Consider the following 24225-nt stretch of genomic DNA (forward strand, 5'->3'; position numbering starts at 1 on the left):
CCGGGCATGCACGCCGACGCGCTCCTGGCCGAGATCGAGCCGCTCCGCTTCTCCGACCGCTGCCGCCGCCTGGCGGACCTGCGCCGCCTCGCGGGCACCCCGGAACTGCGCGCCCTGCTGGACGACCTGAACGGCCGCGGCCACTACGAGCGCGAACTCGCGCTGTTCATCGCCTCCGCCGTGCGGGACGAGGCGTCCTTGGAGCAGGTCGGCCGGGCGCTGCGCGATCCGGCGTTCGACCTGGCGCTCGGTGCCGTCTCCGGGGCCGTCCGCCTCGGCCTCCCCGCCGAGCGCCTGGAGGAGCTGCTGGCCGACGCCCCGGCGGCGATCCGGGCCGCGGCGTACGAGGCGATCCGCCGCCGTCGCCGCCGCGATCTGGCCGAGCGCCTCATCGACCAGGTCGCCGAGCGCTGGGGCGACGGGGAGGCCGCGGCACTGCTGCCCGCGTGCGGCGAGGAGGCCGCGCGGGCCCGGCTCGACGGCCTGGCGCACGCGGTCGCCAACTGGAAGGCGTTCGCCCTCTCCCACCCGGACGCGATGCTCGACTTCGCCGAACACCGGCTCCCCGGCGTTCCCGGCCCGATGCTTCCCGCGTGGTGGCGGCGGCACGGCACCGGTGTCGCCGCTGCGGTGCCGCACGATCCCGGCCGCGTCATCGCCTTGCTGGAACGCCACTGCCCCGCCGGTCCCCTGCCGTACGAGCTGAACGGCCGGTTCGGGCTCCTCCTGGACGCCGACCCCGGCCGCGCGCTGCGGCTGCTGCTCGCCGACGAGCACCGCCATGGGCTGGCCTCGATACTGCGGCGCCGGTCGATCCGCGACCGGCTGGTCCGGCTGGGCGACGCGGCGGCGGCAGAGGTCGCGCGGGCCGTCCGGGACGACGCGGCCACGCTGGCCCTGCTCCTGAAGGCGTATCCGCCGAGCCGCCGCGACGGGATCCACGCGGCCGCGCTGGCGGGCACCGACCCGGCCACCGCCGAGCACGACGAGCGGGTCATGGAGGTGCTGCCCTGGGCGGCGAGGGCCCGCGAGGCGCGGCGGATGCTCGCCCTCACGCGCGTCGCCGGGGACCCGCACCGGCTGCGGGAGGTCACCTCGTTCCTTCCCTACGACGAGGCCCGGCCGGCGCTGTACGAGGTGACGCGGCGGCCCGACGCCGAGGACCGCGCGGCCGGGTACCGGCTGCTGGTGCGGTGCGCGGGGCGCTCCCGTGACCCCGAGGTGCTCACCCGGCTGCTGGACGACCTGGACCGGCTTCGCAACGAGCAGGACCCGGTGCGGATGAACGCCCTGGGCGCGCTCGCCGCCGTCCCGACGGCCCTGCTGCGGGACGGGCACACCGCCGCGATCACCCGGCTGGCCGAGGACGCGCTGGGCGCCCGCGACTGCTCGTACACGACCCGCCGGTACCTGATGGACCTCGCCACCGGCCTGTGCCGCCAGGGTGCGATCAGCGACGACGGCGCACTGCTGCGGGCCGGCCTGGGCATGCTGGACAAGCTCACCGGGCGCGGGGGCTCGCTCCCGTTCCCGTCCCTCGACGGCGTGCTCCGCCGCGGGCAGGAGCACGACCTGGTGCGCACGCTCGGCCGGCGGCTGAGGTCGGCGGGACGCCGCGACGACCACCGCCTCGCGCTCGCCCTCGCCCACGCGCTGGGCCGGCGCGCGTACGGCGTTCCCGTGCTGCAGGACGCGCTGGAGAAGGCGCTGGACGCCCGCGACGACGGCGACATCCGTTCGGCGGCCCGGCTGTGGCTCGCCGACCCGCGGACCCGGGCCGAGCGGGTCGAGCGGGTCCTCGCGAAGGACCCGTCGATGATCGTGCTGCACCGGGTCTTCGCGGTCGTCGCCCGGGAGCGCACCGACCTGCTGCGCCCGGTCCTGGACGGCCGCATGCCCGCCGGCCGGTTCCGGCGTCCGGACGTGGCGCACGTCCCGAGCCCGGAAAGGTCCTGGATGCGCCGCTGGACCGCGGAGCAGCGCGCCGCGTACCTGAGGCTCCTGCACCGGCTGGCCCGCGACGCGGGCGCCACGGACTCGGCCCGCGCCCAGGCCGTCCGGTCCATCGGCACGATCCCCGGGGTCGAAGCCGAGGCGCTGCGCCCGTACCTGGACTCGGACGAGCCGCTGCTGCGCCGGGTCGCGCTGACCAGCGCCGTCTGGGTGGCGTCCCCGCAGGACGCGCTGCCCCGGCTGCTGGATCTGGCGTCCTCCGACGACGCGCACGTGGCGCTGTACGCGGCGACCCGCGCCGCCCGCTTCGCGGCGCCGTCCACGCTGCACGCGGCCCTCGCGCCGGTGATCGCCGACGGCAAGATCACCGCCCGCAAGGAGGCGCTGCGCATCCTGCTGCGCAACCACGCGCCGGACGCGATGGGCGCGGTCGCGGCGGCCTGGGACGATCCCGGGCAGCACCGCGACGTGCGGGCGGCGATCGCCTCCGCCCTACGGGAGCGTCTCGGTGACCCTCGCGCGCTGCGGATCCTGGGCGAGGCCGCGCGCGGCCCGCGCGACCTGGCCCTCCAGGTGACCGGCATGAGCCCGGTCATGGTCGAGGAGCGGCACCGGCCCGCCTACGCCGCCCTGCTCATGGACGTGGCCCGTTCCACCGACCGGGAGGCGGTGTCCGAAGGGCTGCACTCGCTCCAGCAGTGGGCGCCCTGGGCTCCGGGAGCGGCCGCCCTGCTGGCGAGCCATCTCACCCGCCTCGACGACACCCTCACCTGGCGCGCCGCCCTCAACTCGCTCCGCATCTGCGGGCGGGCGGGCCACGGCCTCGCCGAGCTCGGGGCGGCCGCGGAGGCGCTGGCCGCCGCGGCGGACGCGCCCGACGCCGGGGCCGAGCGGGACCGGCCCGCCCGGCAGCGGCTCGTCGCGCTGGTGGAGAGCGTCCGGCTCGACCACGGCCGGGAGGGCGCCGCGGCCGTGGAGCCGCTCGTCCGCGCCCTCTCCGGCAGGCTGCCCGAGCCGCTGGCCGCCGAGCTGCTCGCCGCGACGATCTCCTGGGACGCGCCGGGCACGGAGGCGGACCTGGACGCGCTGGCGGCCCGGCCCATCGGCTCCACGCTCGCGGTCCTGCGCGTGGCCCGCTCCCTCGCCAACGGCCGCTACCTGGGCGATCTGGACGCGACGCCGTACCGCGCGTACGGCGGCCCGCACGGTCCCGACGCCGCCGTGGTGCTGCCGCACGCCGAGCGGCTGGCGGCGCGCGCGGACCTCGCGCCCGGCCTGTTCGCCGGCGCGCTCACCGCGCACCACGGCGAGCTGACCGGCTGGCCGGAGCCCTGGCGGGACGTCCTCCGCCGCCTCCGCGCGCACCCGCACCCCGACGTCGCCTACTTCGCGAACACGGTCCGCACCGCCTCCGAGTGAGCCCGGCCGGGCGGCCCGGCCGGGTCAGCCCTCCGCGGACTCGCGTTCCAGCTCGTGGGCCAGTTCCTCCAGTTCGGCGCCGCCGGACATCAGGGCGGTCAGGTCGGCGACCGTGATCTCGGACTTGGGGTGGTAGCCGATGCTCCGGCCGCGCTTGAGGACGAGGAAGCGGTCGCCGACCGGGTACGCGTGGTGCGGGTTGTGGGTGATGAAGATGACGCCGATGCCCTGCTCGCGCGCCCGCACGATGTAGCGCAGGACCACCCCCGCCTGCTTGACGCCGAGGGCGGCGGTGGGCTCGTCCAGGATGAGGACCTTGGCGCCGAAGTAGACGGCGCGGGCGATGGCGACGCACTGCCGCTCGCCGCCCGAGAGGGTGCCGATGGGCTGGTCGACGTCGCGCAGGTCGATGCCCATGTTCAGCAGCGCGTCGCGGGTCTCCCGGCGCATGTACGGGATGTCGAGCCGGCCGATGCCGCGGCGCTTCTCCGAGCCGAGGAAGAAGTTCCGCCAGACCGGCATCAGCGGGACGACCGCGAGGTCCTGGTAGACGGTCGCGATGCCCCGGTCGAGGGCCTCGCGGGGTGAGCCGAACGCGACCGGCTCGCCCGCCACCTCGTAGGTCCCGGAGTCGTGCCGGTGCAGCCCGGCGACGATCTTGATGAGGGTGGACTTGCCGGCGCCGTTGTCTCCGAGGACGCAGACGACCTCGCCCGCCGCGACGTCCATGGACACCTCGCGGAGGGCGATGACGTTGCCGTAGTGCTTGCTCACCCCGGTGAGCCGTACGAGGGTCATCGCGTCCGCTCCACTCTCCGCTTCACCACCAGGTTCACCACGGTGGCGATCAGCAGCATCGCGCCGAGGAAGAACTTGAACCAGTCGGGGTTCCACTCGGCGTACACGATGCCCTTGTTGGTCATGCCGAAGATGAACGCGCCGATCGCGGCGCCGATCGCCGAGCCGTAGCCGCCGGTCAGCAGGCAGCCGCCGATGACCGCGCAGATGATGAAGAAGAACTCGTTGCCGACGCCCTCGCCGGACTGCACCGTCGCGAACGCGAACACCAGGTGCATGCCCGACACCCAGGCGCAGAACGCCACGCCCATGAACAGCCCGATCCGGACCCGCGCGACGGGGACGCCGACCGCGCGGGCGGCCGCGGCGTCGCCGCCGGTCGCGAAGATCCAGTTGCCGGCCCGGGTGCGCAGCAGCAGCCAGGTGGCCGCCGCGACCAGCAGCAGCCACCACAGCACGGTGATGTTGACGTTCACGCCGCCGAACTGGAGGTCGGAGGCGAACACGGCGCGGGCCGAGGCGAAGCCGTCCATGTCGCGGACCGAGTCGGAGGCGACGTTGCCGGTGACGGCCTTGGTGACGCCGAGGTTGAGGCCCGCCAGCATGAAGAACGTGGCGAGCGTGATGATGAAGCTCGGCAGCCCGGTCCGGTTGTAGAGGACGCCGTTGAGGGCGCCCAGCGCCAGGGTGAGGGCGAGGGAGATCGCCACTCCGGCCCACACGTTCAGCGTGAGCTGGTAGCTGGTCAGCGCGGCGATCAGCGCCGAGGACGTCACCATCACCCCGGCCGACAGGTCGAACTCGCCGCCGATCATCAGCAGCGACACCCCGACCGCCATGATCCCGAACGTGGAGCTGGCGTACAGGACGGTCGAGAACGAGCTTGCCCGCAGGAACGCGTCCGCGACGACCGCGAAGAACGCGAACACCGCGGCCGCGCCGAGCAGCGCGCCCAGCTCCGGGCGGCCGAGCAGCCGGCGCAGCGGGGACTTCCGTCCCAGCCGCTCGTCGGCCGCGACCGGAGCGGGCGAGGGTGCGGCGGCCGTCCGGCTCACCGCGTCCCCTTCACTGCGAACTGCTCGATCGCCGCCGCGTTGTCCTTGGTCACGATCGCGGGCCCGGTCAGGACGGGGCGCCCGCCGCCGACGGCGTTGCCGTTGTTCTTCAGCAGCCACAGCTGGTCGACGGCGCCGTACCCCTGGAGGTAGGGCTGCTGGTCGACGGCGAAGTGGATGGTCCCGGCCTTGATCGAGGCGACCAGGTCCTTGTTCATGTCGAACGTGGCGACCTTGGCCTTGCTGCTCGTCTCCTTCACCGAGTCGACGGCGGTGGCGGCGAACGGGGCGCCGAGGGTGAGGATGCCGTCGACGTCCTTGTCGGCCTGGAGCTTGGCGGTGATGGACGACTTCACCTGGGGCATGTTGGTGCCCTGGACGAAGAGGTTCTCCAGCTCGCCGCCGAAGGTCTTCTTCGCGCCGGCGCAGCGATCCTCCAGGCCGACGTTGCCCTGCTCGTGGATCACGCACAGCGCCCGCTTCGAGCCGATCTTCGCCAGCTCGCGGCCGGCGGCCTCGCCGGCGATCGTCTCGTCCTGGCCGAAGTGCGCGACGGCGCCGAACCCGGCCGACACGTCCGCGCCCGAGTTGATCGACACCACCGGGATCTTCGCGGCGGTGGCGCGGGCGACGACGTCCTTGAGCGCGTCCGGCTTGGCGAACGTGACGATGATCCCGTCCACCTTCTTGTCGATCGCGGCCTGGACGAGCTGCGCCTGCTTGCCGCCGTCCGGGTCGGCGGAGTACTGGAAGTCCACGTTGCTCTTGGCCGCGGCGGCCTGGGCTCCCTTCTGGACGATGTCCCAGAACGTGTCGCCGGGCCCGGAGTGGGTGACCATGGCCACCGTCATCCGCTCGGTCTTGGCACCGGCGTCCTGCTCGGCCTGCTTGCCCCCCGACTCGCTGCACGCGGCGAGTGCCAGCACTCCCGTCGCCGCCACGGCCAGCAGGCCCCTGCTCGTCATGCGCTTCCTCATAGGAGGCTCCGTTCTCTCCGGAGGGGATGGGGTGGGAACCGGGTTCACAGGTGCCGGCGCCGGGCCATGCGTTCCTTGTCGTAGCGCGCGCGGGCCTCGCGGGTGGCGTCCAGGGCCGAGACCTCGGCGACCGGGACGTCCCACCAGGCCCCGCCGTCCGGAGCGGGCACGAGCGGGTCGGTCTCGATGTGGACGAGGGTGGTGGTGGTCGCGGTGCGGGCCCGCGCGAGTGCGGACCGTAGATCGCTGATCGTAGCGGCCCGCTCCACGGCGGCCCCGAGGCTGGCGGCGTTGGCGGCCAGGTCGACGGGGAGCACCTCACCTGCGGCGTCGCGGTACCGGGTGCCGAATCGCGCGGCGCCGACCGACTCCGACAGGCCGCCGATCGACGCGAAACCGTGATTCTGCACGAGCACGACGATCAGCTTGACGCCCTCGGCGACCGCGGTGACCAGTTCCTGCGCCATCATCAGGTACGAGCCGTCGCCGACCAGGACGAACACCTCGCGGCCGGGGTCGGCGGAGTCGAGCACGGCCAGCTTCGCGCCGAGCCCGCCCGCGATCTCGTACCCCATGCAGGAGTAGCCGTACTCCACGTGGTACGTCCCCGGGCCGCCGGCCCGCCAGAGCCTGTGCAGGTCGCCGGGCATGGACCCGGCGGCGCAGACGACGATGTCGCGGGGCCCGGCCGCCGCGTTCACGGCGCCGATCACCTCGGTCTGGGCGGGCAGCGGGGTGTGGCCGAGCCGGTACGCGCCGTCGGTGACGGCGTTCCAGCGCGCCGCCAGGTCGCGCGTCTCCGCGCGGTACGCGTCGGGCACGGAGTGGTCGCCGAGCGCGGCGAGCAGGCCGCGCAGCCCTTCGCGGGCATCGGCGACGAGCGGCGTCCCCGCGTGCTTGGCCGCGTCGAACCGCGCCACGTTGAGGTTGGCGAACCGTACGCCGGGGCGGGCGAACAGGGTCCGCGACGCGGTCGTGAAGTCGCTGTAGCGGGTCCCGACGCCGAGCACGGCGTCGGCGTCCCGGGCGAGCCGGTTGGCGGCCGCGCTGCCCGTGGCGCCGATCGCACCGGCCGCGCAGGGGTGGTCCCACGGGAGCGAGCCCTTGCCCGCCTGCGTCTCGGCGACGGGGATCCCTGTGGCCTCGGCGAGCGCGCGCAGCTCGGCCGCCGCGCCCGAGTAGACGACCCCTCCCCCGGCGACGATCAGCGGCCGGTCCGCGCCGGCGAGGAGGGCGGCGGCCTCCTCCAGCGCGGCGGGCTCGGGCAGCGGCCGGGGGATCCGCCAGACCCGGTCCCGGAACAGCTCCTCCGGCCAGTCGTGCGCCTCGGCCTGCACGTCCTGCGGCAGCGCCAGGGTGACCGCGCCCGTCTCGGCCGGGTCGGTGAGCACGCGCATCGCGGCCAGCAGCGCCGGTTCGAGCTGCTCGGGACGGTTGACGCGGTCCCAGTACTTGGAGACCGGCTTGAAGCAGTCGTTCACGGACACGTCGTACGACCGCGCGTCCTCCAGCTCCTGAAGGACGGGGTTGGCGGTACGGGTCGCGAACACGTCGCCGGGCAGCAGCAGCACCGGCAGCCGGTTGATGGTCGCCAGCGCGGCGCCCGTCACCATGTTCGTCGCGCCGGGGCCGATCGAGGTCGTGCAGGCGAACGTCGCCAGGCGGTCGCTCGCCCGCGCGTACCCGGCGGCCGTGTGCACCATCGCCTGCTCGTTGCGCGCCATGTGGAACGGCAGCGCGCCGCCGTACTCCAGCAGCGCCTGCCCCACCCCGGCGACGTTCCCGTGCCCGAAGATGCCGAAGCAGCCCGGGAAGAACCGGCGGCGCGACCCGTCGCGCTCGGAGTACTGGGCCGACAGGAACCGGACGAGCGCCTGCCCGACGGTGAGCCTCATGATCGCTCCTTGGGGGAGGTGAGCGGGAGCCTCGGGTCGACCGGCCGCCCGGGCCAGGTGCCGCGGATCCAGCCGTGCGCGGGGTCGTCGCTGATCCGCCAGGCGCGCTCCGGCGACGGTCCCGCCATCACGTTGAGGTAGTACAGGTCGTGGCCCGGCACCGCCATCGACGGGCCGTGCCAGCCGTGCGGGACGAGGACCGCGTCGCCGTCCCGCACCTCGGCCAGGACGTCGATGGGCCGCCCCGGACTCCCGTACACGCGCTGGTAGGCCATGCCGGGGCGCCCCTGCGGTCCCGGCGCGACCTCGAAGTAGTAGATCTCCTCCAGGACGGCCTCGGCGGCGGTCTCCTCGTCGTGCTTGTGCGGCGGGTACGAGGACCAGCAGCCGCCCGGCGTCAGCACCTCGCAGGCGATCAGCTTCTCGGCGTGCGGGAAGCCCTCGGGCGTGCCGAAGTTGTTGACCTGGCGGCTGGCGTGGCCCGCGCCGCGCAGCTCGACCGGGACGTCCTCGGCGGGCACGTACCGCGGGGCGAGGCGCCGCGCGCAGCGGGCCCCCGCGAGCGCGAAGCGGCCCCGGCCGGCGACGGTGACGCGCGCGTCGCGCGGCACGTACGCGAAGTCGCTCACGCGGGCGAAGACGTCGCGGCGGCCGCGCAGCTCGTACCGCTCGCCGTCGCAGGTCACGGTGCACGATCCGGCCAGCGGCAGCACGATCGTCTCGTACTCGCCCGTGCCGAACGCCGCCTCGCCCGCCTCCGGCAGCTCCAGGACGCGGAGCGAGGCGTACGTCCAGCCGGCCGACTCGGGCGTGATCACCAGGCGGTACGGCCCGTCCGCCGTGGAGCCCGCGCGCAGATGGTGCTTCATGCCGTGCCTCCCGCCGTCCCCGCCATGGCCTTCTCCACTTCCGCCGTGTCCGGCATCGCGTCGGCGCAGGCGAGCCGGGACGCGACGATCGCCCCGGCGGCGCCCGCGAACGCCAGGACCCGGTCCAGGTCCCAGCCCGCCAGCAGCCCGTGGCAGACCGCGCCGCCGAACGCGTCGCCCGCGCCGAGGCCGTTCACGACCTCCACCTCGACCGGCGGGCACTCCACGATCTCGCCGGGGGCCGCCGCCAGGACGCCGGCCGGGCCGCGCTTCACGATCGCCAGGTCCAGGCCGAAGCCGTCGAGCAGCGCGCCCGCGGCGGCGCGCGGGTCGCGCTCGCCCGTCGCGACCTCGCACTCCTCCAGGTTCCCGACGGCCACGGTCACGTGCTCCAGCGCGCGGCGCGTCCAGTGCCGCGCGTCCGCCGGCGACGTCCAGAGCATCGGCCGGTGGTCCAGGTCGAGGACGGTCCGTCCCGGGTGGGCGGCCAGCGCCGCCAGCGTCGCCGTGCGGCTCGGCTCCTGCGAGAGGCCGGTGACCGTGGCCCACAGGATCCGCGCCGAGGCGAGCGCGTCCAGGTCCAGCTCCTCGGCGCGGATCTCCAGATCGGGCGCCTTCGGGTAGCGGTAGAAGTAGAGCGGGAAGTCGTCCGGCGGGAAGATCTCGCAGAACGCCAGCGGCGTCGGCAGCCCCGGCACGGCGGTGACGTACCGGTCGTCCACCCCGTACCGCCGCAGCGCCGTCCGGACGAACCGGCCGAACGGGTCGTCGCCGGTCCGGGTGACGACGGCGGTCCGGCGGCCGTGCCGGGCGGCGGCGACGGCCACGTTCGTCGGGCTGCCGCCCAGGTACCTGCCGAACGTCTCCACGTCCTCCAGCGGCACCCCGATCTCGCGCGGGTAGACGTCCACGCTGACCCGGCCCATCGTGACCACGTCGAACGGCTCGTGCGGCGGCCGCGGCGGCCCGGTCACGACGCCACCCCGGCGAGGTAGTCCAGGCACGCGCGGACGTCGGCGTAGGGGCCGGCGCCGGGCGGCTCCGGCGGCTCGGCGGCGAGGACGGCGTCCTGCTCCATCACGTACCAGCCCTCGTACCCCGAGCCCTCCAGGGCGGCGATGACGGCGGCGATGTCGATGTCGCCCCGGCCGAGGGGGCGGTACAGGCCGTCCCGCACGGCCTCGGTGTACGGGACGCGCCCGCCGAGCACCCGCTCCGCGAGCGGCACGTCCACGTCCTTGAGGTGGACGTGCGCGACGCGCGGCGCGGCGAACCGCGCCAGCCACAGCGGGTCGGTGCCGCCGACGAGGAGGTGGCCGGTGTCCAGGCAGAGCGGGACGCCGCACTCGCCGAGCACCCGCTCGACCTCCGCGCGCCGCTCCACGACCGTGCCGACGTGCGGGTGCAGCGCGACCCGGCGGCCGCGGTCGGCGGCGCGCACCGTGACGGCGTCCAGGTTGGACAGCAGCGTGCGCCACGCCTTGGTGTCCAGCTCGGGCCGCCGGTCGTAGCCGTCGGTCCCGGTGGCGGCGGCCAGGATCAGCACCGTCTCCTCGCCCAGGCCGTCCATGGCCAGCTCGACGTCCGGCAGCGGGTCCCGCCCCGGGTCGTGCAGGACGGCCGGGACGAACGCGCCCACCAGGTCCAGCCCGAACTCCGCCAGCAGCCGGCCGCGCGCCGCCGGATCGGGCGGCAGGAACCCGGCCGGCCCCAGCTCGGTCGCGGTCAGCCCGAGATCGCGCATCTCCCCGAGCACCCGGCGCGGTGCCATCTGGTGCCCCCAGCCGGGGACCTCGCACACGCCCCAGGAGATCGGCGCGCCCGCCACCCTCATCTCCGCACCCCTTCCCGTGCCGCTTCCTGGCTCCGTGCTTCTTCGCTCCGTGCTTCTTCGCTTCGCACCTCTGCGATCTCGACGATCCGGCGTTCCCGCCGGGACAGCTCGCACGCCTCCGCGAGGTAGAAAGCCTCCAGTGCGTCCTCGGGCGGGCACGGGTTGCCGCGGCGGCCGGCGACCAGCTCGATGAACGCCCCCAGCTCGGCGTCGTACGCGGCGGCGAACCGGTCGAGGAACCCGCCGTACGCGGGCGGCCGGGCGGCGGCGCCGGAACCGGGCGGCGCGTCCGGCACGGGGGTGGCCGGGGTGCGGTCGTCCAGGCCCGCGACCAGGCTGTCCTTGGAGCCGAACAGCTCCAGCCGGACGTCGTACCCGGCGGCGTTGTAGCGGGTGGCGCCGACCGTGCAGAGCGTGCCGTCGTCCAGGGCGAGCAGCGCGGCGCCGGTGTGCACGTCGCCGGACGCGCGGAACATCTCGTCGCCGGTGTCGGAGCCCGCCGCCACCACCCACACGGCCTCGCGCCCGGTGACGTGCCGGATCGAGTCCAGGTCGTGGATGACGCAGTCGCGGAACAGCCCGCCCGAGCCGGGGATGTACGCGGCGGGCGGCGGCGCCGGGTCGAAGCTGCACGAGCGGACGGTGTGCAGCCGGCCCAGCCGCCCGGCGGCGACCGCCTCGCGGGCCGCCGCGTACCCGGCGTCGAACCGGCGCTGGAAGCCGACCTGCACCGGGATCCCGGCGGATCGGGCTTCCCGCATGATTTGGAACGTTCCATCAATATCCGACGCGAGCGGTTTCTCGCAGAAGACGGGTGTCCCGGCCGCGACGGCGCGGCGCACCAGGGCGGCGTGCGCGCCGGTGGCGGCGGTCACCACGAGGCCGTCCAGGCCCGCGGCGAACAGGTCGTCCACCGCGTCCAGGGAGCGCGCGCCCAGCCTCGCGGCCAGCTCGCGCGCCCGGCCCGGATCGGCGTCCGCCACCAACAGCGCCTCGACGTCCGGCGCCTCGCACAGTGCGGCGGCGTGGCGCGCCCCTATGCGCCCCGCGCCGGCCAGCCCGATCCTCATCGATCCCTCCCGTTCGGTGCGCTGGGGACCGGCGCCGGGCAGGACGCCGCCCCGGCCCCCGCGGTCAGGTTGCGGCCAGGTGAGCCCCGAGTGTGCTGGAGCGTTCCAGGCGCGTCAACGGCCCGGCGGGCGTCCCGTCCCTTACGGGCTGTCCGCAATGGGCCCGTTCTCGGCGGGACCGCGCTTTCCCCCGACGTTGAACAAGCGTTAGGTTTAACCGCATGCGGGTCTTCATCACCGGCGCGTCCGGATTCGTCGGGTCCCATACCGTCCGTGCCCTGCTGGAGGCGGGGCACCGGCCGCGCGCGCTCGTCCGCGACCCCGCCAAGGCGGGCAAGGTCCTCACCGGCCTGGACGTGGACACCGGCGAGGTCGAGTTCGTCACCGGCGACATGCTCGACAAGGGCGCGGTGAATACGGCCCTCGACGGCTGCGACGCCGCGATCCACGCCGCCGCCGCGATCGGCGTGACCGCCGCGCCCGACCGGCCGCGCGGCCCGCTCGCCGCCGGGGCCGGGTCCGGCCGCGACCCCGAGAGCGCGCTCGTCCAGGTGAACGTGTCCGGCACCCGCAACGTCGTCGGCGGCGCCGTCGCCCGGGGCCTGGACCGGGTCGTGCACGTGTCCACGGTCGCGGTGTTCGTGCCGCCCGCCGGGCCCCGCATCACCACCGACGGGCCGCTCGCGTCGCCCCGCACCGACTACGGCCGCTCCAAGCTCGCCGCCGAACGGTACGTCCGCGACCTCCAGGAAGAGGGCGCGCCCGTCACCATCGTCTACCCCGGCGGCGTGTGCGGGCCGGACCAGCCCGTCCTGGACGCGCTGATGGAGGGGCTCAGCGCGGCGCTCGACCAGGTCTGGCCGCTGCCGCCCGGCGGCGTCTCGGTGATCGACGTGCGCGACCTCGGCGAGGCCCTCGCCCGCGCCGTCGCCACCCCGGCCCCGAACCGGCTGATGCTCGGCGGCCACTACCTGACCTGGCCGCAGTACGCCCGGCTGTGCGAGAAGGTGACCGGCCTGCGCCCGCGCGGCTTCCGCGTCCCCGGCGCCGTCATGCTCGGCGCCGGAAGCGCCCTGGACGCCGCCAAGCGGATCCGGGACTTCGACTACCCACTCACTCGCGACGCCGCCGAGTTCATGGTCAAGCTCGTGCCGACCGACGACGGGCCGTCCCTGGACGCCCTGGGGCTGACGCTCCGGCCGGTCGAGGAGACCGTCACCGACGGCCTGCGCTGGCTGGCCGCGACCGGCCACCTCCGCCGGGCCGGAAGGCTCGCCCCCACCTCTCGTACGCCTCAGGAGCACCCGATGCCGACCCTCATCCAGCGCACGTTCGGCCCGGCCTTCCAGAAGATCTCGGGCTCGCCGCGGTTCGCCCGGATCGGGCCGAAGATCGTTCCGCCGCTGGACCGCGCCCTCCACAAGGCGAGCGGGGGCCGCTTCCTGCTCGGGCAGCTCCTGGTGCCGAGCCTCGTGCTGTCCACCACCGGGGCGGTCAGCGGGCTGCGGCGGCGAACGCCGCTGGCGTGCATGCCCGAGCCGGACGGCTCGTGGATCGTCGTCGGGTCCAACTTCGGCCGCGAGAAGCACCCCGCCTGGACCGGCAACCTGCTCAAGCACCCCGGCGCCGAGGTCAGCTTCCGCGGCCGCTCCACCGAGGTCACCGCGCACCTGCTCGACGCCGCCGAGCGGGCCGAGGTGTGGCCGCGGCTGGTGCGGGTCTGGCCCGTGTACGACCGGTACGTCGAGCGCGTGGACCGCGAGCTGCGCGTCTTCCGGCTCACCCCGGCCTCCTGAACGCGCTCTGTCCGCTCTGTCCGTCAAGCCCGCCGGCCGCGCCACCTCAGTCCGTTCCGCGGAGCGTGCGGGAGAGGGCGCGGCCGAGGAGCGCGTACGCGAGCAGCACGCCCAGCGAGTTCAGGATCACGTCGTCGACGTCGAACGCGCGGCCCAGCACGGCCAGGCCCTGGACGGTCTCGATCGCCAGCGACACCAGCGCCCCCACGAGCAGCAGCCGGACCGGGCCGCGCAGCCGTACGCTCGCCACCGGCAGCAGCACGCCGAGCGGCGCCAGCAGGATCAGGTTCCCGCCGACCTGGAGCAGCGCCCGGTCGAGCGGCTGGTCCATGTAGAAGCGCAGCGAGTCGCCCGGGTCGGTGTTCCCGCCGGCCTGGCCGTTGTCCTCGACGGGCGTCAGCGTGAGCTGGAACGCGAAGTAGAAGAACACGCCGAGCGCCGCGAGCGCGGTCATGACCGCAAGAGCGCGCAGTGCCAGCACGTACCAGGGGGTTCGACCGACCGACTCGACCATGCCGGTGCATGTCCCCGATCCGGCGGCGTGTATGCGCGCCGCGTCAGGGGCGCGCGAGGAGCGGATCGGAGCGGTACAGCGCCGCCGCGTCGGTGTCGCCGATCTCCTCGCAGAGCCGGGCCGGCGCGTTCATCGTGCGCGGCGCGGACCCGGACGCCGAGCCGGCGCCAGACCGCCGGCGCCCGCAGATGGGCGTCGATGACCGCGTCCCCGGATCGCCAGCGGCAGGCCGCCGCACAGCCGGACGGCCTCCGCCGTGCCCGCCGGATCGCCGTCGCCGGCGATCGACCGGAACAGCTCCGTTCCCGCGTCCGGCGGCAGCGCCTCCAGCGGCACCACGCGGACGGGTCCCGCGGCCGAGAGCCGCTGCCGGCTGGTCAGCAGGACGGCGCAGCGCGGCTCGGCGGGCAGCAGCGGCTCGATCTCCGCCGCGCCGGACACGTCGTCGATCACGATGAGCACCCGCCGGGCCGCCAGCAGCTCGCGGAACAGCGCCGCGCGCTCGTCCGGCTCCGGCGGCACCCCGGCCGGCGGCACGCCCAGCGCGTGCAGGAAACCGGCCAGCACCTCCGCCCGGCCGGACCGGCCGCGCAGCCGCGCGTACAGCGGCCGTCGCCGAAACGGTCCCGGCACGCGTGCGCCAGCCGCAGCGCGAACGCCGTCTTGCCGATCCCGCCCGGCCCGGTGATCGCGACGCAGGCGGGCGCCGTCCGGGACGGGTCGACCAGCAGCGCCGACAGCTCGTCCAGGAGCCCCTCGCGGCCGACGTGGCCGGGCACGTCCGCCGGAAGCTGCCGCGGCACGGCGTACGGGCGGCCCCGCACGGCCTCTCCCCGTCCGGCCCCTGCACGCCGGTGAGGATCGCGCGGTGCAGCTGCTGGAGCCCGGTGGACGGCTCGATGCCCAGCTCGTCCGCCATCCGCTCGCGCAGCTCCCGGAACTTGCGCAGCGCGTCGGCGGGCCGCCCGGTCCGTGCCAGGACCGTCATCAGCCGGCCCCGGCAACGCTCCCGCAGCGGATGCTCGCGGACCAGCCCGCGCAGCTCGACGGCCGGCCCGTCGAGGCGGCCCAGCGCGATGTCGGCGTCGATCCGGTCCTCGACCGCCGCCAGCCGCAGCTCCTCCCAGTCCGCCGCGGCGTGCAGCACGTACGGGGACGCGATGCCCGAGCACGCGGGCCCCCGCCACCGGGACAGCGCCGTGCGCAGCAGCGCCGCCGCGGGCCCCGGCTCCCCCGCCGCCAGCCGCTCGCGCGCCTCCTGGACCTCCCTGCGGAAGTCCGCGACGTCCAGCTGGCCCTCGCCGACGCGCAGCCGGTAGCCGGGCGGGCGCGTCTCGGAGCATGCCGGACACCGCTAAGAATCCGCTAAACGCGGGAACGCCCGCGCCGGAGCGCGGGCGTCCCCCTCTCCTCGGGTCAGGCGGCGACGGTGGCGGCCTCGCTGCTGGCCGGCTCCAGCGCCAGGTCCAGGACCTCGCGGACGTCGCTGACCGCGAAGACCGTCATGTTCTCCAGCACCTCGGCCGGCACGTCCTCCAGGTCCGGCTCGTTGCGCTTCGGAACGATCGCCGTCGTGATGCCCAGCCGGCTGGCGGCCAGCAGCTTCTGCTTCAGCCCGCCGATCGGCAGCACCCGGCCCGTCAGCGACACCTCGCCGGTCATCGCCACGTCCGACCGGACCGGCCGGCCCGTCAGCAGCGACGCCAGCGCCGTCGTCATCGTGATGCCGGCGCTCGGCCCGTCCTTCGGGATCGCCCCGGCGGGCACGTGGACGTGCACGCCGCGGTCCTTCAGGTCGCCGACCGGCAGCTCCAGCTCCGCGCCCCGCGACCGCAGGTAGCTGAGCGCGATCCGGGCCGACTCCTTCATGACGTCGCCGAGCTGGCCGGTCAGCGTCACGCCGGTGTCGCCGGTCTCCTTGTCGGCCAGCGACGCCTCGATGTAGAGCACGTCACCGCCCGCGCCGGTCACCGCGAGGCCGGTCGCCACGCCCGGAACGCCCGTACGGCGCTCGGACCTGCTGAGCTCGACCTCCGGCGTGAACCGCGGCCGCCCCAGGTAGTCCTTCAGGCCGTCGGCGCTCACGTGCACCGGCAGCTCGGCCTTCTCCAGCGCGACGTTCGCCGCGACCTTCCGCAGCACCCGGGCGATCGAGCGGTCCAGCGACCGCACGCCCGCCTCCCGGGTGTACTCCGACGCCAGCAGCCGCAGCGCGTCGTCGCCGAAGGACACCTCCGACGCCTCCAGGCCCGCCTTGTCGAGCTGGCGCGGCAGCAGGTGGTCCCGGGCGATCGTCACCTTCTCGTGCTCGGTGTAGCCGTCCAGCTGCACCAGCTCCATGCGGTCCAGCAGCGGCCCCGGGATCGCCTCGACCACGTTCGCGGTCGCCAGGAACAGCACGTCGCTCAGGTCGAGCTCGACCTCCAGGTAGTGGTCCCGGAACGTGTGGTTCTGCTCCGGGTCCAGGACCTCCAGCAGCGCCGCCGTCGGGTCGCCCCGGTAGTCGGCGCCGACCTTGTCGACCTCGTCCAGCAGCACCACAGGGTTCATCGAGCCCGCCTCGCGGATCGCGCGCACGACCCGTCCCGGGAGGGCGCCGACGTACGTCCGCCGGTGGCCGCGGATCTCGGCCTCGTCCCGCACGCCGCCCAGCGCCACCCGGACGAACTTGCGGCCCATCGCCCGCGCCACCGACTCGCCCAGCGACGTCTTGCCGACCCCGGGAGGGCCGGTCAGCGCCAGCACCGCGCCGGACCGCCGCCCGCCGACGACGCCCAGCCCCCGGTCCGCGCGCCGCTTGCGCACGGCCAGGTACTCGATGATGCGCTCCTTGACGTCGTCCAGCCCGGCGTGGTCGGCGTCCAGGATCTCCCGCGCGCCCGCGATGTCGTACGCGTCCTCGGTGCGCTCGTTCCACGGGATGTCCAGGACGGTGTCCAGCCACGTGCGGATCCAGCCGCCCTCCGGCGAGGCGTCCGACGACCGCTCCAGCTTGTCGACCTCCTTGAGCGCGGCCTCCCGCACCTTCTCCGGCAGGTCGGCCGCCTCGATCCGGGCGCGGTAGTCGTCCTCCTCGTCGGCCGGGTCGCCGTTCAGCTCGGCCAGCTCCTTGCGGATGGCCTCCTGCTGCTGCCGCAGCAGGAACTCCCGCTGCGTCTTCTCCATGCCCTCCTGGACGTCCTTGCGGATCGTCTCCTGCACGTCCAGCTCGGCCAGGTGGTCGCGGGCCCAGCCGATCACCAGCGTGAGCCGCTCGACCGGGTCGGGCGTCTCCAGCAGCTCGATCTTCTGCTCGTCGCTCAGGTACGGGGCGTACCCGGCGTTGTCGGCCAGCGCCGACGGGTCGTCGATGGCCTGCACGACGTCAACGACCTGCCACGCGCCGCGCTTCTGCAGGATCACCGCGACCAGGCTCTTGTACTCCTTGGCCAGCTCCTGCGCCCGCCCGGACGCCGGCGGCACCTCGACCACGGTGCCCTCGACCCACAGCGCCGCACCCGGCCCGGTCGTCCCGGTCCCGATCCGCACCCGGTCCACGCCGCGCACCACGGCCCCGGGCTCGCCCCCGGGAAGCCGGCCCTCCTGCTCGATCACACCGAGCGTGCCGACCGCCGCGTACTGACCGTTCAGCCGCGGCACCAGCAGCACCCGCGGCTTGGCCGCCGACCGGATCCCGGGCCCCTTGGCCCGCGCGACCGCCCGGGCCGCCTCGATCGCCGCGCGCACCTCGTTCTCCGAGAGATCGAGGGGCACGACCATGCCCGGCAGAACGGCCCCGTCGTCCAGGGGCAGGACCGGCAGCGTCAGGGTCTCGCTCATGCTCTCAGCTCCAAGTCTGTAGCGATCTGACCAACCTCAAGTTGAGTCATACTCACTCAAGAAAACGGAGCACGAATCTGTTCCCGCACCCTCGTTCGCTCACAGCGATCAAGGGAAGGCCCCGGAAACGGTGTTGCGGGGCCTTCGGCGCCCGTGACAGCGTCGACGTCGCCGACCCGACCGCCGGAGGCCGCCTCACGGCTTCGAACCTCAAGGAGCACCGGTGTCTTCCCCCACCTCCTTCGGGCCGCCCACCGGCACCAAGAACCAGCCCGCGCCGGTCCTGCGCCACGGCGACACCGTGCTGCGCCCCGCCGGACCATGGACCCCGGCGGTCCACGCCCTGCTCGGCCACCTGGAGAGCGTCGGCTTCACCGGCAGCCCCCGCGTGGTCGGCGACGGCCACGACGGCCACGGCCGCGAGGTCCTGACCTACATCGACGGCGACTTCGTCCACCCGCACGCCTGGAGCGACGAAGGGATCCGGCAGGTCGGCCGCCTGCTACGCGACCTCCACGACGCCACCGCCACCTTCCGCCCGCCGCGGGACGCCGAGTGGCATCCGTGGCCGTTCCACTCCGGCGCGCCCGGCGCCATCATCGGTCACCGCGACACCGGCCCGTGGAACATCGTCGCGCGCGACGGCCTGCCGGTCGCGTTCATCGACTGGCCGACCGCGGGCCCCATCGACCGCCTCGACGAGATCGCCGCCACCGGCTGGCTGAACGCCCAGCTCCACGACGACGACGTCGCCGAACGCCAGAACCTGCCCGGCGCCGCGACCCGCGCCGCCCAGCTGCGCCACTTCCTGGACGGCTACGGCCTGCCCGCCGGCGACCGGCGGCACCTCGTGACACGCATGATCGAGTACGCCGTCCGCGACTGCGCCGCCGAAGCCGTCACGGCACGGATCACCCCCGAGAGCACCGACCCCGAACCGCTCTGGGCGCTCGCCTGGCGCGCACGCTCCGCGGCCTGGATGCTCCGCCACCGGAACCTCCTCGAAAACGCGATCGCCCCCTGAGGAACTCGGCCTGCGGAAGATCTCGGCCACCTGCGACCCCGCCAACGCCGCGTCGGTCCGGGTCCTCACCAAGATCGGCATGCGACGCGAGGCCCACCTGCGCGACCACGTCCACATCCGGGGCCAATGGCGAGAGCGCGTCCTCTACACGACACTCGCGGCCGGAGCGATCAACCGAGATTGGCGCGCGGCGGACGGCTAGGGTCCGCCTCTGGGATTGCTCCGGGTGCGGGTCCGGGTGGCTGAATGTGGTCGGCGGGGTGGGCGGTGCGGGGGTTCTGGGTGATTGTTTGCAGTCATGAGGGCTCGAATCGCGATCGTCGCAGGGGTCGTTTCTCTGGTGGGGCTGGTGCCGGCGCCGGCGTCCGCGGGCGGGGGCGGCATCGTCGTCAGGGAGAGCAAGGGGCGGGTCACGGCGACCGGGGCGGGGTTCACGCTGAAGCTCACCCGGCACGGGATCCGGACGGCGATCGACGAGGACAGGTTCGGTGATCCGGGGACGGGGAACCCCGTCCAGCGGCAGGTCATCGACCTCGCGGGGGCCGCGCTGCGGCCGTTCGAGTGCGCGAACGGCACGTACACGATCACCGGCGGGACGTTCGAGCGGACGTTCCGGATCTCGGTGTTCGAGCGGCGGCCGGCGCCCTACCCGGCGGGGTTCGCGACGGCGTTCCCGGGGTTGCTGACGCCGTTCGTCGGGGTGCTGGACGGCACCGTCACGGACGGGCGGGGCGAGACCCTCCGCTTCCTGATCTCGGACCTGGTGCATGAGAGCGCGGCCGGCGGGTTCTCCTCGGCGGCGCCGATCCACGGGTTCTTCGTGGACGGGAAGGGCCGGATCCGCGACCGGATCTCGCTCACCGGGCGGTACCGGAACGGCCGGTACTGGATCGAGGACCGCGGGACGTGCCGGCAGACCGCCGATCTTCCGTACGGCCCGGGCAGCGAGAACGCCGTGGTCACGGGGCCGCTGTTCGTGTTCCCGTTCAGCGCCCCCGTCGTGCGCCCCTAGCCGGCGGTAACCCGTTCAAGGTCATCGGGCGTCTCCACCACGTAGGCGGTCTTCCCCCGCAGGAGAGGCGTTCATGAGCAGACCTCGAAGGATCGTGGGAGTGGTGGCGGCGGCCGCGCTCGTCGCGCCGTTGCCGGCCGGTGCGGCCGCCGCGGCGGAGAACTGCGCGGTGGCGGCGGGCGATCCCGCCGCGGCCGTCGACGGGCAGGCCGGGGCCGGCGCCGTGCGGGTGCGGTGCGGTGACGGCTGGCTGACGATCGAGCAGGGCGCCCTCGGCGACGCGCCCGAGGGCGGCGACCGGTTCGGCGCGTCGGTCGCGATGACCGACGTCGACCGGGACGGCGCCGCCGACCTGGTCGTCGGCGCGCCCGGCGAGGACGAGGGCGCCGGCGCCGTCCATGTGATCTTCGCTCCGGGACGGGACGGGCGGCCCGCGCCGCTCACGCTGCGGCAGGGCGCGGGCGGCGTGCCCGACCGCGCCGAGGCGGGCGACGGCTACGGGACCGCCGTGGCCGCGATGCCCGGCACGGTCCTCGCGGGCGCGCCGGGCGAGGACCTCGGGGACGGCGAGGCCGCGGCGGACGCGGGCGCCGTCCATGTCGTGTCCGTCGCCGGGGGCCGGGTCGCCGGCGTCACGGAACTGCACCAGGACCGGCAGGACTTCGACGGCACCGTGGAGGCCGGCGACCGGTTCGGCGCCGCGCTGGCGGCGGGCTCGTTCGACAAGCCCACCGCGGTGATCGGGGTGCCCGGCGAGGACGTCGGCGCCGCGCGGGACGCCGGGCTGATCCACATCGTCGAGGATCCGATCACGGCGATCGAGGAGATGGCGATCGGCCAGGACTCCGCCGGTGTCAGCGGCACGGCGGAGGCCGGTGACGGCTTCGGCACGAGCGTCGCGGCGGCGTGGGAGGCCGCCCTGCCGCTGCGGGTCGCCGCCGGAGCGCCCGGCGAGGACCTCGGGGACGCGGCGGACGCCGGGATGGTGACCGTGCTGGGCTACGACGGCCGGCAGGCGGCCGAGGTGCTGGCCGTCCACCAGGGCACGGCCGGGGTCCCGGGGGCCAACGAGACCGGCGACGGGTTCGGCGCGAGCGTGGCGGCCGGCGCCGTCCGGTCGGCGTCGGCGCCGGGCCCGGAGGTGTCGGTGGCGATCGGCGCGCCCGGCGAGGACGTGGCCGGCCTGGCCGACGCGGGCCGGGTGCACGGCGTGCAGGTCGGCGCGGACCCGCGGGTCGACGGGACGGTCTCCCAGGGGACCGACGGCCTGGGCGGGGAGGCGCGGGCGCGCGCCCGCTTCGGCGCGGCGGTGGCGTTCGGGCCGGGCGCGGCCCGCGTCGTGGCCGGCGCTCCGGGGCACGGCGGCAAGGGCGCCGCGCACGTGGTGCCCTGGCGGGCGCTGTTCGGCACGACCGTGGTGGCGGACAACTGGTTCGCCGGCCGGGACGGCGTGCCGGACGGTTCGGCGTTCGGGTCGAGCGTCGCCGCGGACACCTCCGCCGAGGCCGCCGGATAGCGCGGGCCGGTACGGCCGGGAGGCCGGGTCACGCCCGGCCTCCTAGCCGCCGGCGAAGGCGCTGGCGCCCTCGGACCAGGTGCGGTCCAGGTCCGAGCCCGGCGGGAAGCGGCCGTCGATCTCCATGATGACCATGCCGTGGGCGAACGCGAACAGCGCCTGCGCCAGGTACGCCTCGCCGGCCGCCAGGAAGAACGGCTCCCCCGCCCAGTCCTCCAGGCCGGGGGCCAGGCGGTGGCGGGGCAGCGGCCCGGCGGTGCTCAGCCGGTAGAGGTTGGGGCCGGCGCGGGCGCGTTCCCGGTACGCCCGGAGCAGTGCGGGCACGGGTTCCGGCTCGCCGAGCGACGCGCGGAGGGCGGCCCCCATCTCGGCCAGGCCGCGCTCGATCAGCGCCACCTCGACGCCCTCCTTGTCGGGGAAGTGCTTGTAGAGGGAGGGGGCGCGGATGCCGATGCGGTCGGCGAGCACACGCATGGTCAGCGCCTCGCGGCCCTCCTCCTCCAGCAGGGTGCGGGCGGCCGTGACGATCTCGGCCGCCCGCGGGGTCAGCGCGGTGAGCGCCGGCTGCTCGACGGTCATCCGGCCATCTTCTCAACCCTGGCCTTGAGGGCCGCGTTCATGGCCGCGAAGCCGTCCTCGACCTGGATCGCGCCGCCCGCGAACGGCACCAGCACGCCGGTGAACGTCTCGCCCTGGACGAGCCGGGTCCGGCCACCCTCGATCTCCTCCAGCAGGAAGTAGTGCTCGCCGTCCACGATGCCCGGGACGCCGAAGCGGCCGATCCAGCGCAGTTCCTCGCCCGGCTTCGCCACGAGGACCTTGGGCTTGAACGTCATCGTGCCACCGCGGTTGGACAGCTTGTTGGTGAGGCGCGCGCCGGCGCGGGGCTCGCCTTCGGCGCTGACGATGAACGGGTTCCATTCGGGATAGGACGCGAAGTCGGTCAGCACCTTCCAGACCGCGGCGGGCGGGGCGCTGATCTCGGTCTGGGAGCGCAGCCGGGTGGGGTGGGTCCTGGTCCAGACGTACAGGCCGGCGATGGCGACGGCGAGCAGTACGGCGATCGTGATGGTGGCGCGGACGAGCATGTCGACCTCCGAGGGCGGCTAACGGCGTTAGCCAGAACATTAGCTAACAGCGTTAGCCTCCGCAAGACCCGGAGGCGCCCGGGTTTACCTCCAGCGTTTCTTCGTTGACCTGGGTTTACGCCGACGTGAAGCCGGGGTACTTAACGCAACGTAATCGTGACGCAGGGTGAAGGACGGAACCAAGTCCCGGCACCCACGGACCAGGGAGGGTCATCATGCGGAAGACAGCACTGCGCGACCTTCCCGGCGACCCGGTCCGGACGGCCGAGGGCGTTCCCGGCACGTCGCGTCGCTTCCGGCACCGCCCCCCTTCCGCCCAGGTGCCGGCGGCGACCGCAACGCGCCGGGATACACCTCGGGTCCTCGGCCGTCCCGGCCCGGCACACCGTCACGATCCGGGCCCAGGGCCCGGTGCCGGACGCCCTCCCGGCACCGGACGCCTCACCGCCGGACCGGCGGCTTCGCGGAGCCGCGCCACCGGACCGGCCGCCAGCGACCGTCCCAGGGGAGAGCGAGGTGAGTGCCGGATCCAGACGCACCGTGTGAGCCGTTAAGAAGCCGGGCGGCCCGGTGACTCAGACCCGACCCCCGTCCCAGGCCGCCCAGTAAGCAGCCGATGACCGCTGCTGAGCCCGGCCCGTGGAGGCGACCCGCCCCACGGGCCGAGGCCGTACCCGGGCGGCGGGTCAGGCCCGGCCGCGGATCACGCCTGGTTGGGAGCGGGCTTCTCGCCCTCGGCCTGCCCGGCCTGCCCGGCCTGCTCGGTCTGCCCGGCGGGCGCGGCGGCGGCCTCGCGGGCGGCCAGGTCGGCGCGGGCCTGTGCGACGATCTTGCGTTCGATGAAGAAGGCCAGGAACGGGATCAGGCCGGCCGTCACCATCAGCACCATCTGCTTCAGGGGCCAGGACGCCTTCTGGTACAGGTCGAACGCAATCCCCAGGTAGACGATGTACAGCGCGCCGTGAATCGGGGAGATGATCGCCGACGGGGTGCCGTTGCCGCCGATGTAGCGGATCGGCATGCCGACGAAGACCACCATCAGCAGCATCACGCCGACGATGATGGCCATGACGCGGTACCGGTTGATGGCCGCTTCCACGGGTCACCTCTTCTGGACGGGGTCGGACCTCCGGCGAGGTCGCATGGTCGTGGGGTACGTCGCGGGAACCCGGGGGGCGCCCTCAGTCGCGCCGGTGCGTCTCGGAGTTGAGCCTCGCCAGATAGCGGTTGTAGGCCGCCAGCTGCGGATCCTCTTCCTCCTGCTGCGCGATGATCGACCGCTTGACGGCGGCCTCCGCGGGCTCCTCGATGCGGGCGGGCGCCTTGGTCGAGGGGTCGTCGGACAGCTCGTCCCGCATCATCTTGATCCACATCACGACCACGAAGAGCGCGAAGATGGGCCACTCGAAGGTGTAGGCCCAGCTGCGGTCGTTGCCGGCCTGCGCGCGGTCGTACTGCCACCACCCGAAGCCGAGGAACGCGACGCACAGCGTGATCGCGATCGCATGCAGCCCGAGCCAGCCAGGGGTGAGGAACCTTCGCACGTCACAAACCCTACCCCCGCCCTCCGCGAGCCCGAGCCCTAC

Annotated in this window: 21 protein-coding genes and 1 pseudogene; 6 read left to right on the forward strand and 16 right to left on the reverse strand. The window is 74.7% G+C overall.

The genetic code is table 11. The features are described 5' to 3' along the window. Window positions 1-6 precede the first annotated feature (6 nt). Window positions 7-3372: a hypothetical protein gene (locus ACA361_RS10645; RefSeq protein ID WP_375011677.1), complete on the forward strand. Its 3366-nt coding sequence runs from the start codon at window positions 7-9 to the stop codon at window positions 3370-3372. A 24-nt stretch (window positions 3373-3396) separates the two neighbouring features. Here the strand turns inward: ACA361_RS10645 and ACA361_RS10650 are convergent, their stop codons facing one another. The 8 genes from ACA361_RS10650 to ACA361_RS10685 are packed head-to-tail and all read right to left on the reverse strand — an operon-like array spanning window position 3397 to window position 11870. Next, window positions 3397-4170 (reverse strand): ATP-binding cassette domain-containing protein, encoded by a 774-nt coding sequence (locus ACA361_RS10650; RefSeq protein WP_375011678.1) that lies wholly within the window; start codon window positions 4168-4170, stop codon window positions 3397-3399. Further along, complete coding sequence (locus tag ACA361_RS10655; protein ID WP_375011679.1) at window positions 4167-5225, reverse strand: ABC transporter permease; 1059 nt, start codon at window positions 5223-5225, stop codon at window positions 4167-4169. Before ACA361_RS10655 ends, ACA361_RS10650 begins: the two co-directional genes overlap by 4 nt. Beyond that, window positions 5222-6190, reverse strand: coding sequence for a sugar ABC transporter substrate-binding protein (locus ACA361_RS10660; protein ID WP_375011681.1), 969 nt, complete (start codon window positions 6188-6190; stop codon window positions 5222-5224). Before ACA361_RS10660 ends, ACA361_RS10655 begins: the two co-directional genes overlap by 4 nt. Window positions 6191-6246: 56 nt before the next feature. After that, window positions 6247-8097: a 3D-(3,5/4)-trihydroxycyclohexane-1,2-dione acylhydrolase (decyclizing) gene (iolD, locus tag ACA361_RS10665; RefSeq protein ID WP_375011682.1), complete on the reverse strand. Its 1851-nt coding sequence runs from the start codon at window positions 8095-8097 to the stop codon at window positions 6247-6249. Then, a complete protein-coding gene (gene iolB / locus ACA361_RS10670) occupies window positions 8094-8966 on the reverse strand; it encodes a 5-deoxy-glucuronate isomerase (RefSeq protein WP_375011683.1) in 873 nt (290 codons plus the stop codon). The genes iolD and iolB overlap by 4 nt, the downstream gene beginning before the upstream one ends. Next, on the reverse strand, window positions 8963-9940 hold the full coding sequence (gene iolC / locus ACA361_RS10675; protein WP_375011684.1) for a 5-dehydro-2-deoxygluconokinase: 978 nt from the start codon (window positions 9938-9940) through the stop codon (window positions 8963-8965). The genes iolB and iolC overlap by 4 nt, the downstream gene beginning before the upstream one ends. Next, entirely contained in the window at window positions 9937-10800 is an 864-nt protein-coding gene (locus ACA361_RS10680) for a TIM barrel protein (RefSeq protein ID WP_375011685.1), read from the reverse strand. Before ACA361_RS10680 ends, iolC begins: the two co-directional genes overlap by 4 nt. Next, a complete protein-coding gene (locus tag ACA361_RS10685) occupies window positions 10797-11870 on the reverse strand; it encodes a Gfo/Idh/MocA family oxidoreductase (protein WP_375011686.1) in 1074 nt (357 codons plus the stop codon). Before ACA361_RS10685 ends, ACA361_RS10680 begins: the two co-directional genes overlap by 4 nt. A 221-nt stretch (window positions 11871-12091) precedes the next feature. Here ACA361_RS10685 and ACA361_RS10690 point away from each other — a divergent pair, with 221 nt between their 5' ends. Next, on the forward strand, window positions 12092-13666 hold the full coding sequence (locus ACA361_RS10690; protein ID WP_375011687.1) for a nitroreductase/quinone reductase family protein: 1575 nt from the start codon (window positions 12092-12094) through the stop codon (window positions 13664-13666). A 46-nt stretch (window positions 13667-13712) separates the two neighbouring features. On the opposite strand, the gene ACA361_RS10695 is transcribed toward ACA361_RS10690, so the two are convergent. From ACA361_RS10695 to lon, 4 genes and pseudogenes are all read right to left on the reverse strand, one after another. Beyond that, complete coding sequence (locus tag ACA361_RS10695) at window positions 13713-14180, reverse strand: VanZ family protein (protein WP_375011688.1); 468 nt, start codon at window positions 14178-14180, stop codon at window positions 13713-13715. 129 nt (window positions 14181-14309) lie between these two features. Continuing rightward, the gene (locus ACA361_RS10700; RefSeq protein ID WP_375011689.1) at window positions 14310-14813 is read right to left on the reverse strand and encodes an NB-ARC domain-containing protein; all 504 of its coding nucleotides are present in this window, start codon (window positions 14811-14813) and stop codon (window positions 14310-14312) included. 283 nt (window positions 14814-15096) lie between these two features. Further along, window positions 15097-15492, reverse strand: a pseudogene (locus tag ACA361_RS10705) (AfsR/SARP family transcriptional regulator); the annotation flags it as partial. A 104-nt stretch (window positions 15493-15596) separates the two neighbouring features. Beyond that, on the reverse strand, window positions 15597-17999 hold the full coding sequence (lon, locus tag ACA361_RS10710; protein WP_375011690.1) for an endopeptidase La: 2403 nt from the start codon (window positions 17997-17999) through the stop codon (window positions 15597-15599). A gap of 223 nt (window positions 18000-18222) precedes the next feature. Between lon and ACA361_RS10715 the strand changes: the two genes are divergently transcribed. The 4 genes from ACA361_RS10715 to ACA361_RS10730 all read left to right on the forward strand — a co-directional run bounded on the left by ACA361_RS10715 (window position 18223) and on the right by ACA361_RS10730 (window position 21551). After that, window positions 18223-19023: an aminoglycoside phosphotransferase family protein gene (locus tag ACA361_RS10715; protein WP_375011691.1), complete on the forward strand. Its 801-nt coding sequence runs from the start codon at window positions 18223-18225 to the stop codon at window positions 19021-19023. 79 nt (window positions 19024-19102) lie between these two features. Then, window positions 19103-19225 (forward strand): hypothetical protein, encoded by a 123-nt coding sequence (locus ACA361_RS10720; RefSeq protein WP_375011692.1) that lies wholly within the window; start codon window positions 19103-19105, stop codon window positions 19223-19225. Between the two features lie 96 nt (window positions 19226-19321). Then, window positions 19322-20035 (forward strand): hypothetical protein, encoded by a 714-nt coding sequence (locus ACA361_RS10725; RefSeq protein WP_375011693.1) that lies wholly within the window; start codon window positions 19322-19324, stop codon window positions 20033-20035. 73 nt (window positions 20036-20108) lie between these two features. Next, window positions 20109-21551, forward strand: coding sequence for an FG-GAP repeat protein (locus ACA361_RS10730; RefSeq protein ID WP_375011694.1), 1443 nt, complete (start codon window positions 20109-20111; stop codon window positions 21549-21551). Between the two features lie 42 nt (window positions 21552-21593). Here ACA361_RS10730 and ACA361_RS10735 read toward each other — a convergent pair whose 3' ends face one another. The 4 genes from ACA361_RS10735 to ACA361_RS10750 all read right to left on the reverse strand — a co-directional run bounded on the left by ACA361_RS10735 (window position 21594) and on the right by ACA361_RS10750 (window position 24183). Beyond that, entirely contained in the window at window positions 21594-22130 is a 537-nt protein-coding gene (locus ACA361_RS10735; protein ID WP_375011695.1) for a TetR/AcrR family transcriptional regulator, read from the reverse strand. Then, a complete protein-coding gene (locus ACA361_RS10740; protein WP_375011696.1) occupies window positions 22127-22639 on the reverse strand; it encodes an SRPBCC family protein in 513 nt (170 codons plus the stop codon). The genes ACA361_RS10735 and ACA361_RS10740 overlap by 4 nt, the downstream gene beginning before the upstream one ends. Window positions 22640-23342: 703 nt before the next feature. Beyond that, a complete protein-coding gene (locus ACA361_RS10745) occupies window positions 23343-23738 on the reverse strand; it encodes a DUF3817 domain-containing protein (protein ID WP_375011697.1) in 396 nt (131 codons plus the stop codon). 82 nt (window positions 23739-23820) lie between these two features. Further along, complete coding sequence (locus ACA361_RS10750; RefSeq protein WP_375011698.1) at window positions 23821-24183, reverse strand: hypothetical protein; 363 nt, start codon at window positions 24181-24183, stop codon at window positions 23821-23823. Between the last annotated feature and the right edge of the window lie 42 nt (window positions 24184-24225).

Source organism: Actinomadura sp. 21ATH (assembly GCF_041951345.1).
GTDB lineage: Bacteria > Actinomycetota > Actinomycetes > Streptosporangiales > Streptosporangiaceae > Spirillospora.

What these genes read in the sequence shown, in the direction of transcription:
- lon (WP_375011690.1), bottom strand. Translation starts at nt 17,999, where the DNA reads ATGAGCGAGACCCTGACGCTGCCGGTCCTGCCCCTGGACGACGGGGCC.
- ACA361_RS10650 (WP_375011678.1), bottom strand. Translation starts at nt 4,170, where the DNA reads ATGACCCTCGTACGGCTCACCGGGGTGAGCAAGCACTACGGCAACGTC.
- ACA361_RS10730 (WP_375011694.1), top strand. Translation starts at nt 20,109, where the DNA reads ATGAGCAGACCTCGAAGGATCGTGGGAGTGGTGGCGGCGGCCGCGCTC.
- ACA361_RS10645 (WP_375011677.1), top strand. Translation starts at nt 7, where the DNA reads ATGCACGCCGACGCGCTCCTGGCCGAGATCGAGCCGCTCCGCTTCTCC.
- ACA361_RS10740 (WP_375011696.1), bottom strand. Translation starts at nt 22,639, where the DNA reads ATGCTCGTCCGCGCCACCATCACGATCGCCGTACTGCTCGCCGTCGCC.
- ACA361_RS10680 (WP_375011685.1), bottom strand. Translation starts at nt 10,800, where the DNA reads ATGAGGGTGGCGGGCGCGCCGATCTCCTGGGGCGTGTGCGAGGTCCCC.
- ACA361_RS10685 (WP_375011686.1), bottom strand. Translation starts at nt 11,870, where the DNA reads ATGAGGATCGGGCTGGCCGGCGCGGGGCGCATAGGGGCGCGCCACGCC.
- ACA361_RS10690 (WP_375011687.1), top strand. Translation starts at nt 12,092, where the DNA reads ATGCGGGTCTTCATCACCGGCGCGTCCGGATTCGTCGGGTCCCATACC.
- ACA361_RS10660 (WP_375011681.1), bottom strand. Translation starts at nt 6,190, where the DNA reads ATGACGAGCAGGGGCCTGCTGGCCGTGGCGGCGACGGGAGTGCTGGCA.
- ACA361_RS10695 (WP_375011688.1), bottom strand. Translation starts at nt 14,180, where the DNA reads ATGGTCGAGTCGGTCGGTCGAACCCCCTGGTACGTGCTGGCACTGCGC.
- ACA361_RS10735 (WP_375011695.1), bottom strand. Translation starts at nt 22,130, where the DNA reads ATGACCGTCGAGCAGCCGGCGCTCACCGCGCTGACCCCGCGGGCGGCC.
- ACA361_RS10725 (WP_375011693.1), top strand. Translation starts at nt 19,322, where the DNA reads ATGAGGGCTCGAATCGCGATCGTCGCAGGGGTCGTTTCTCTGGTGGGG.
- iolD (WP_375011682.1), bottom strand. Translation starts at nt 8,097, where the DNA reads ATGAGGCTCACCGTCGGGCAGGCGCTCGTCCGGTTCCTGTCGGCCCAG.
- iolB (WP_375011683.1), bottom strand. Translation starts at nt 8,966, where the DNA reads ATGAAGCACCATCTGCGCGCGGGCTCCACGGCGGACGGGCCGTACCGC.
- ACA361_RS10720 (WP_375011692.1), top strand. Translation starts at nt 19,103, where the DNA reads ATGCGACGCGAGGCCCACCTGCGCGACCACGTCCACATCCGGGGCCAA.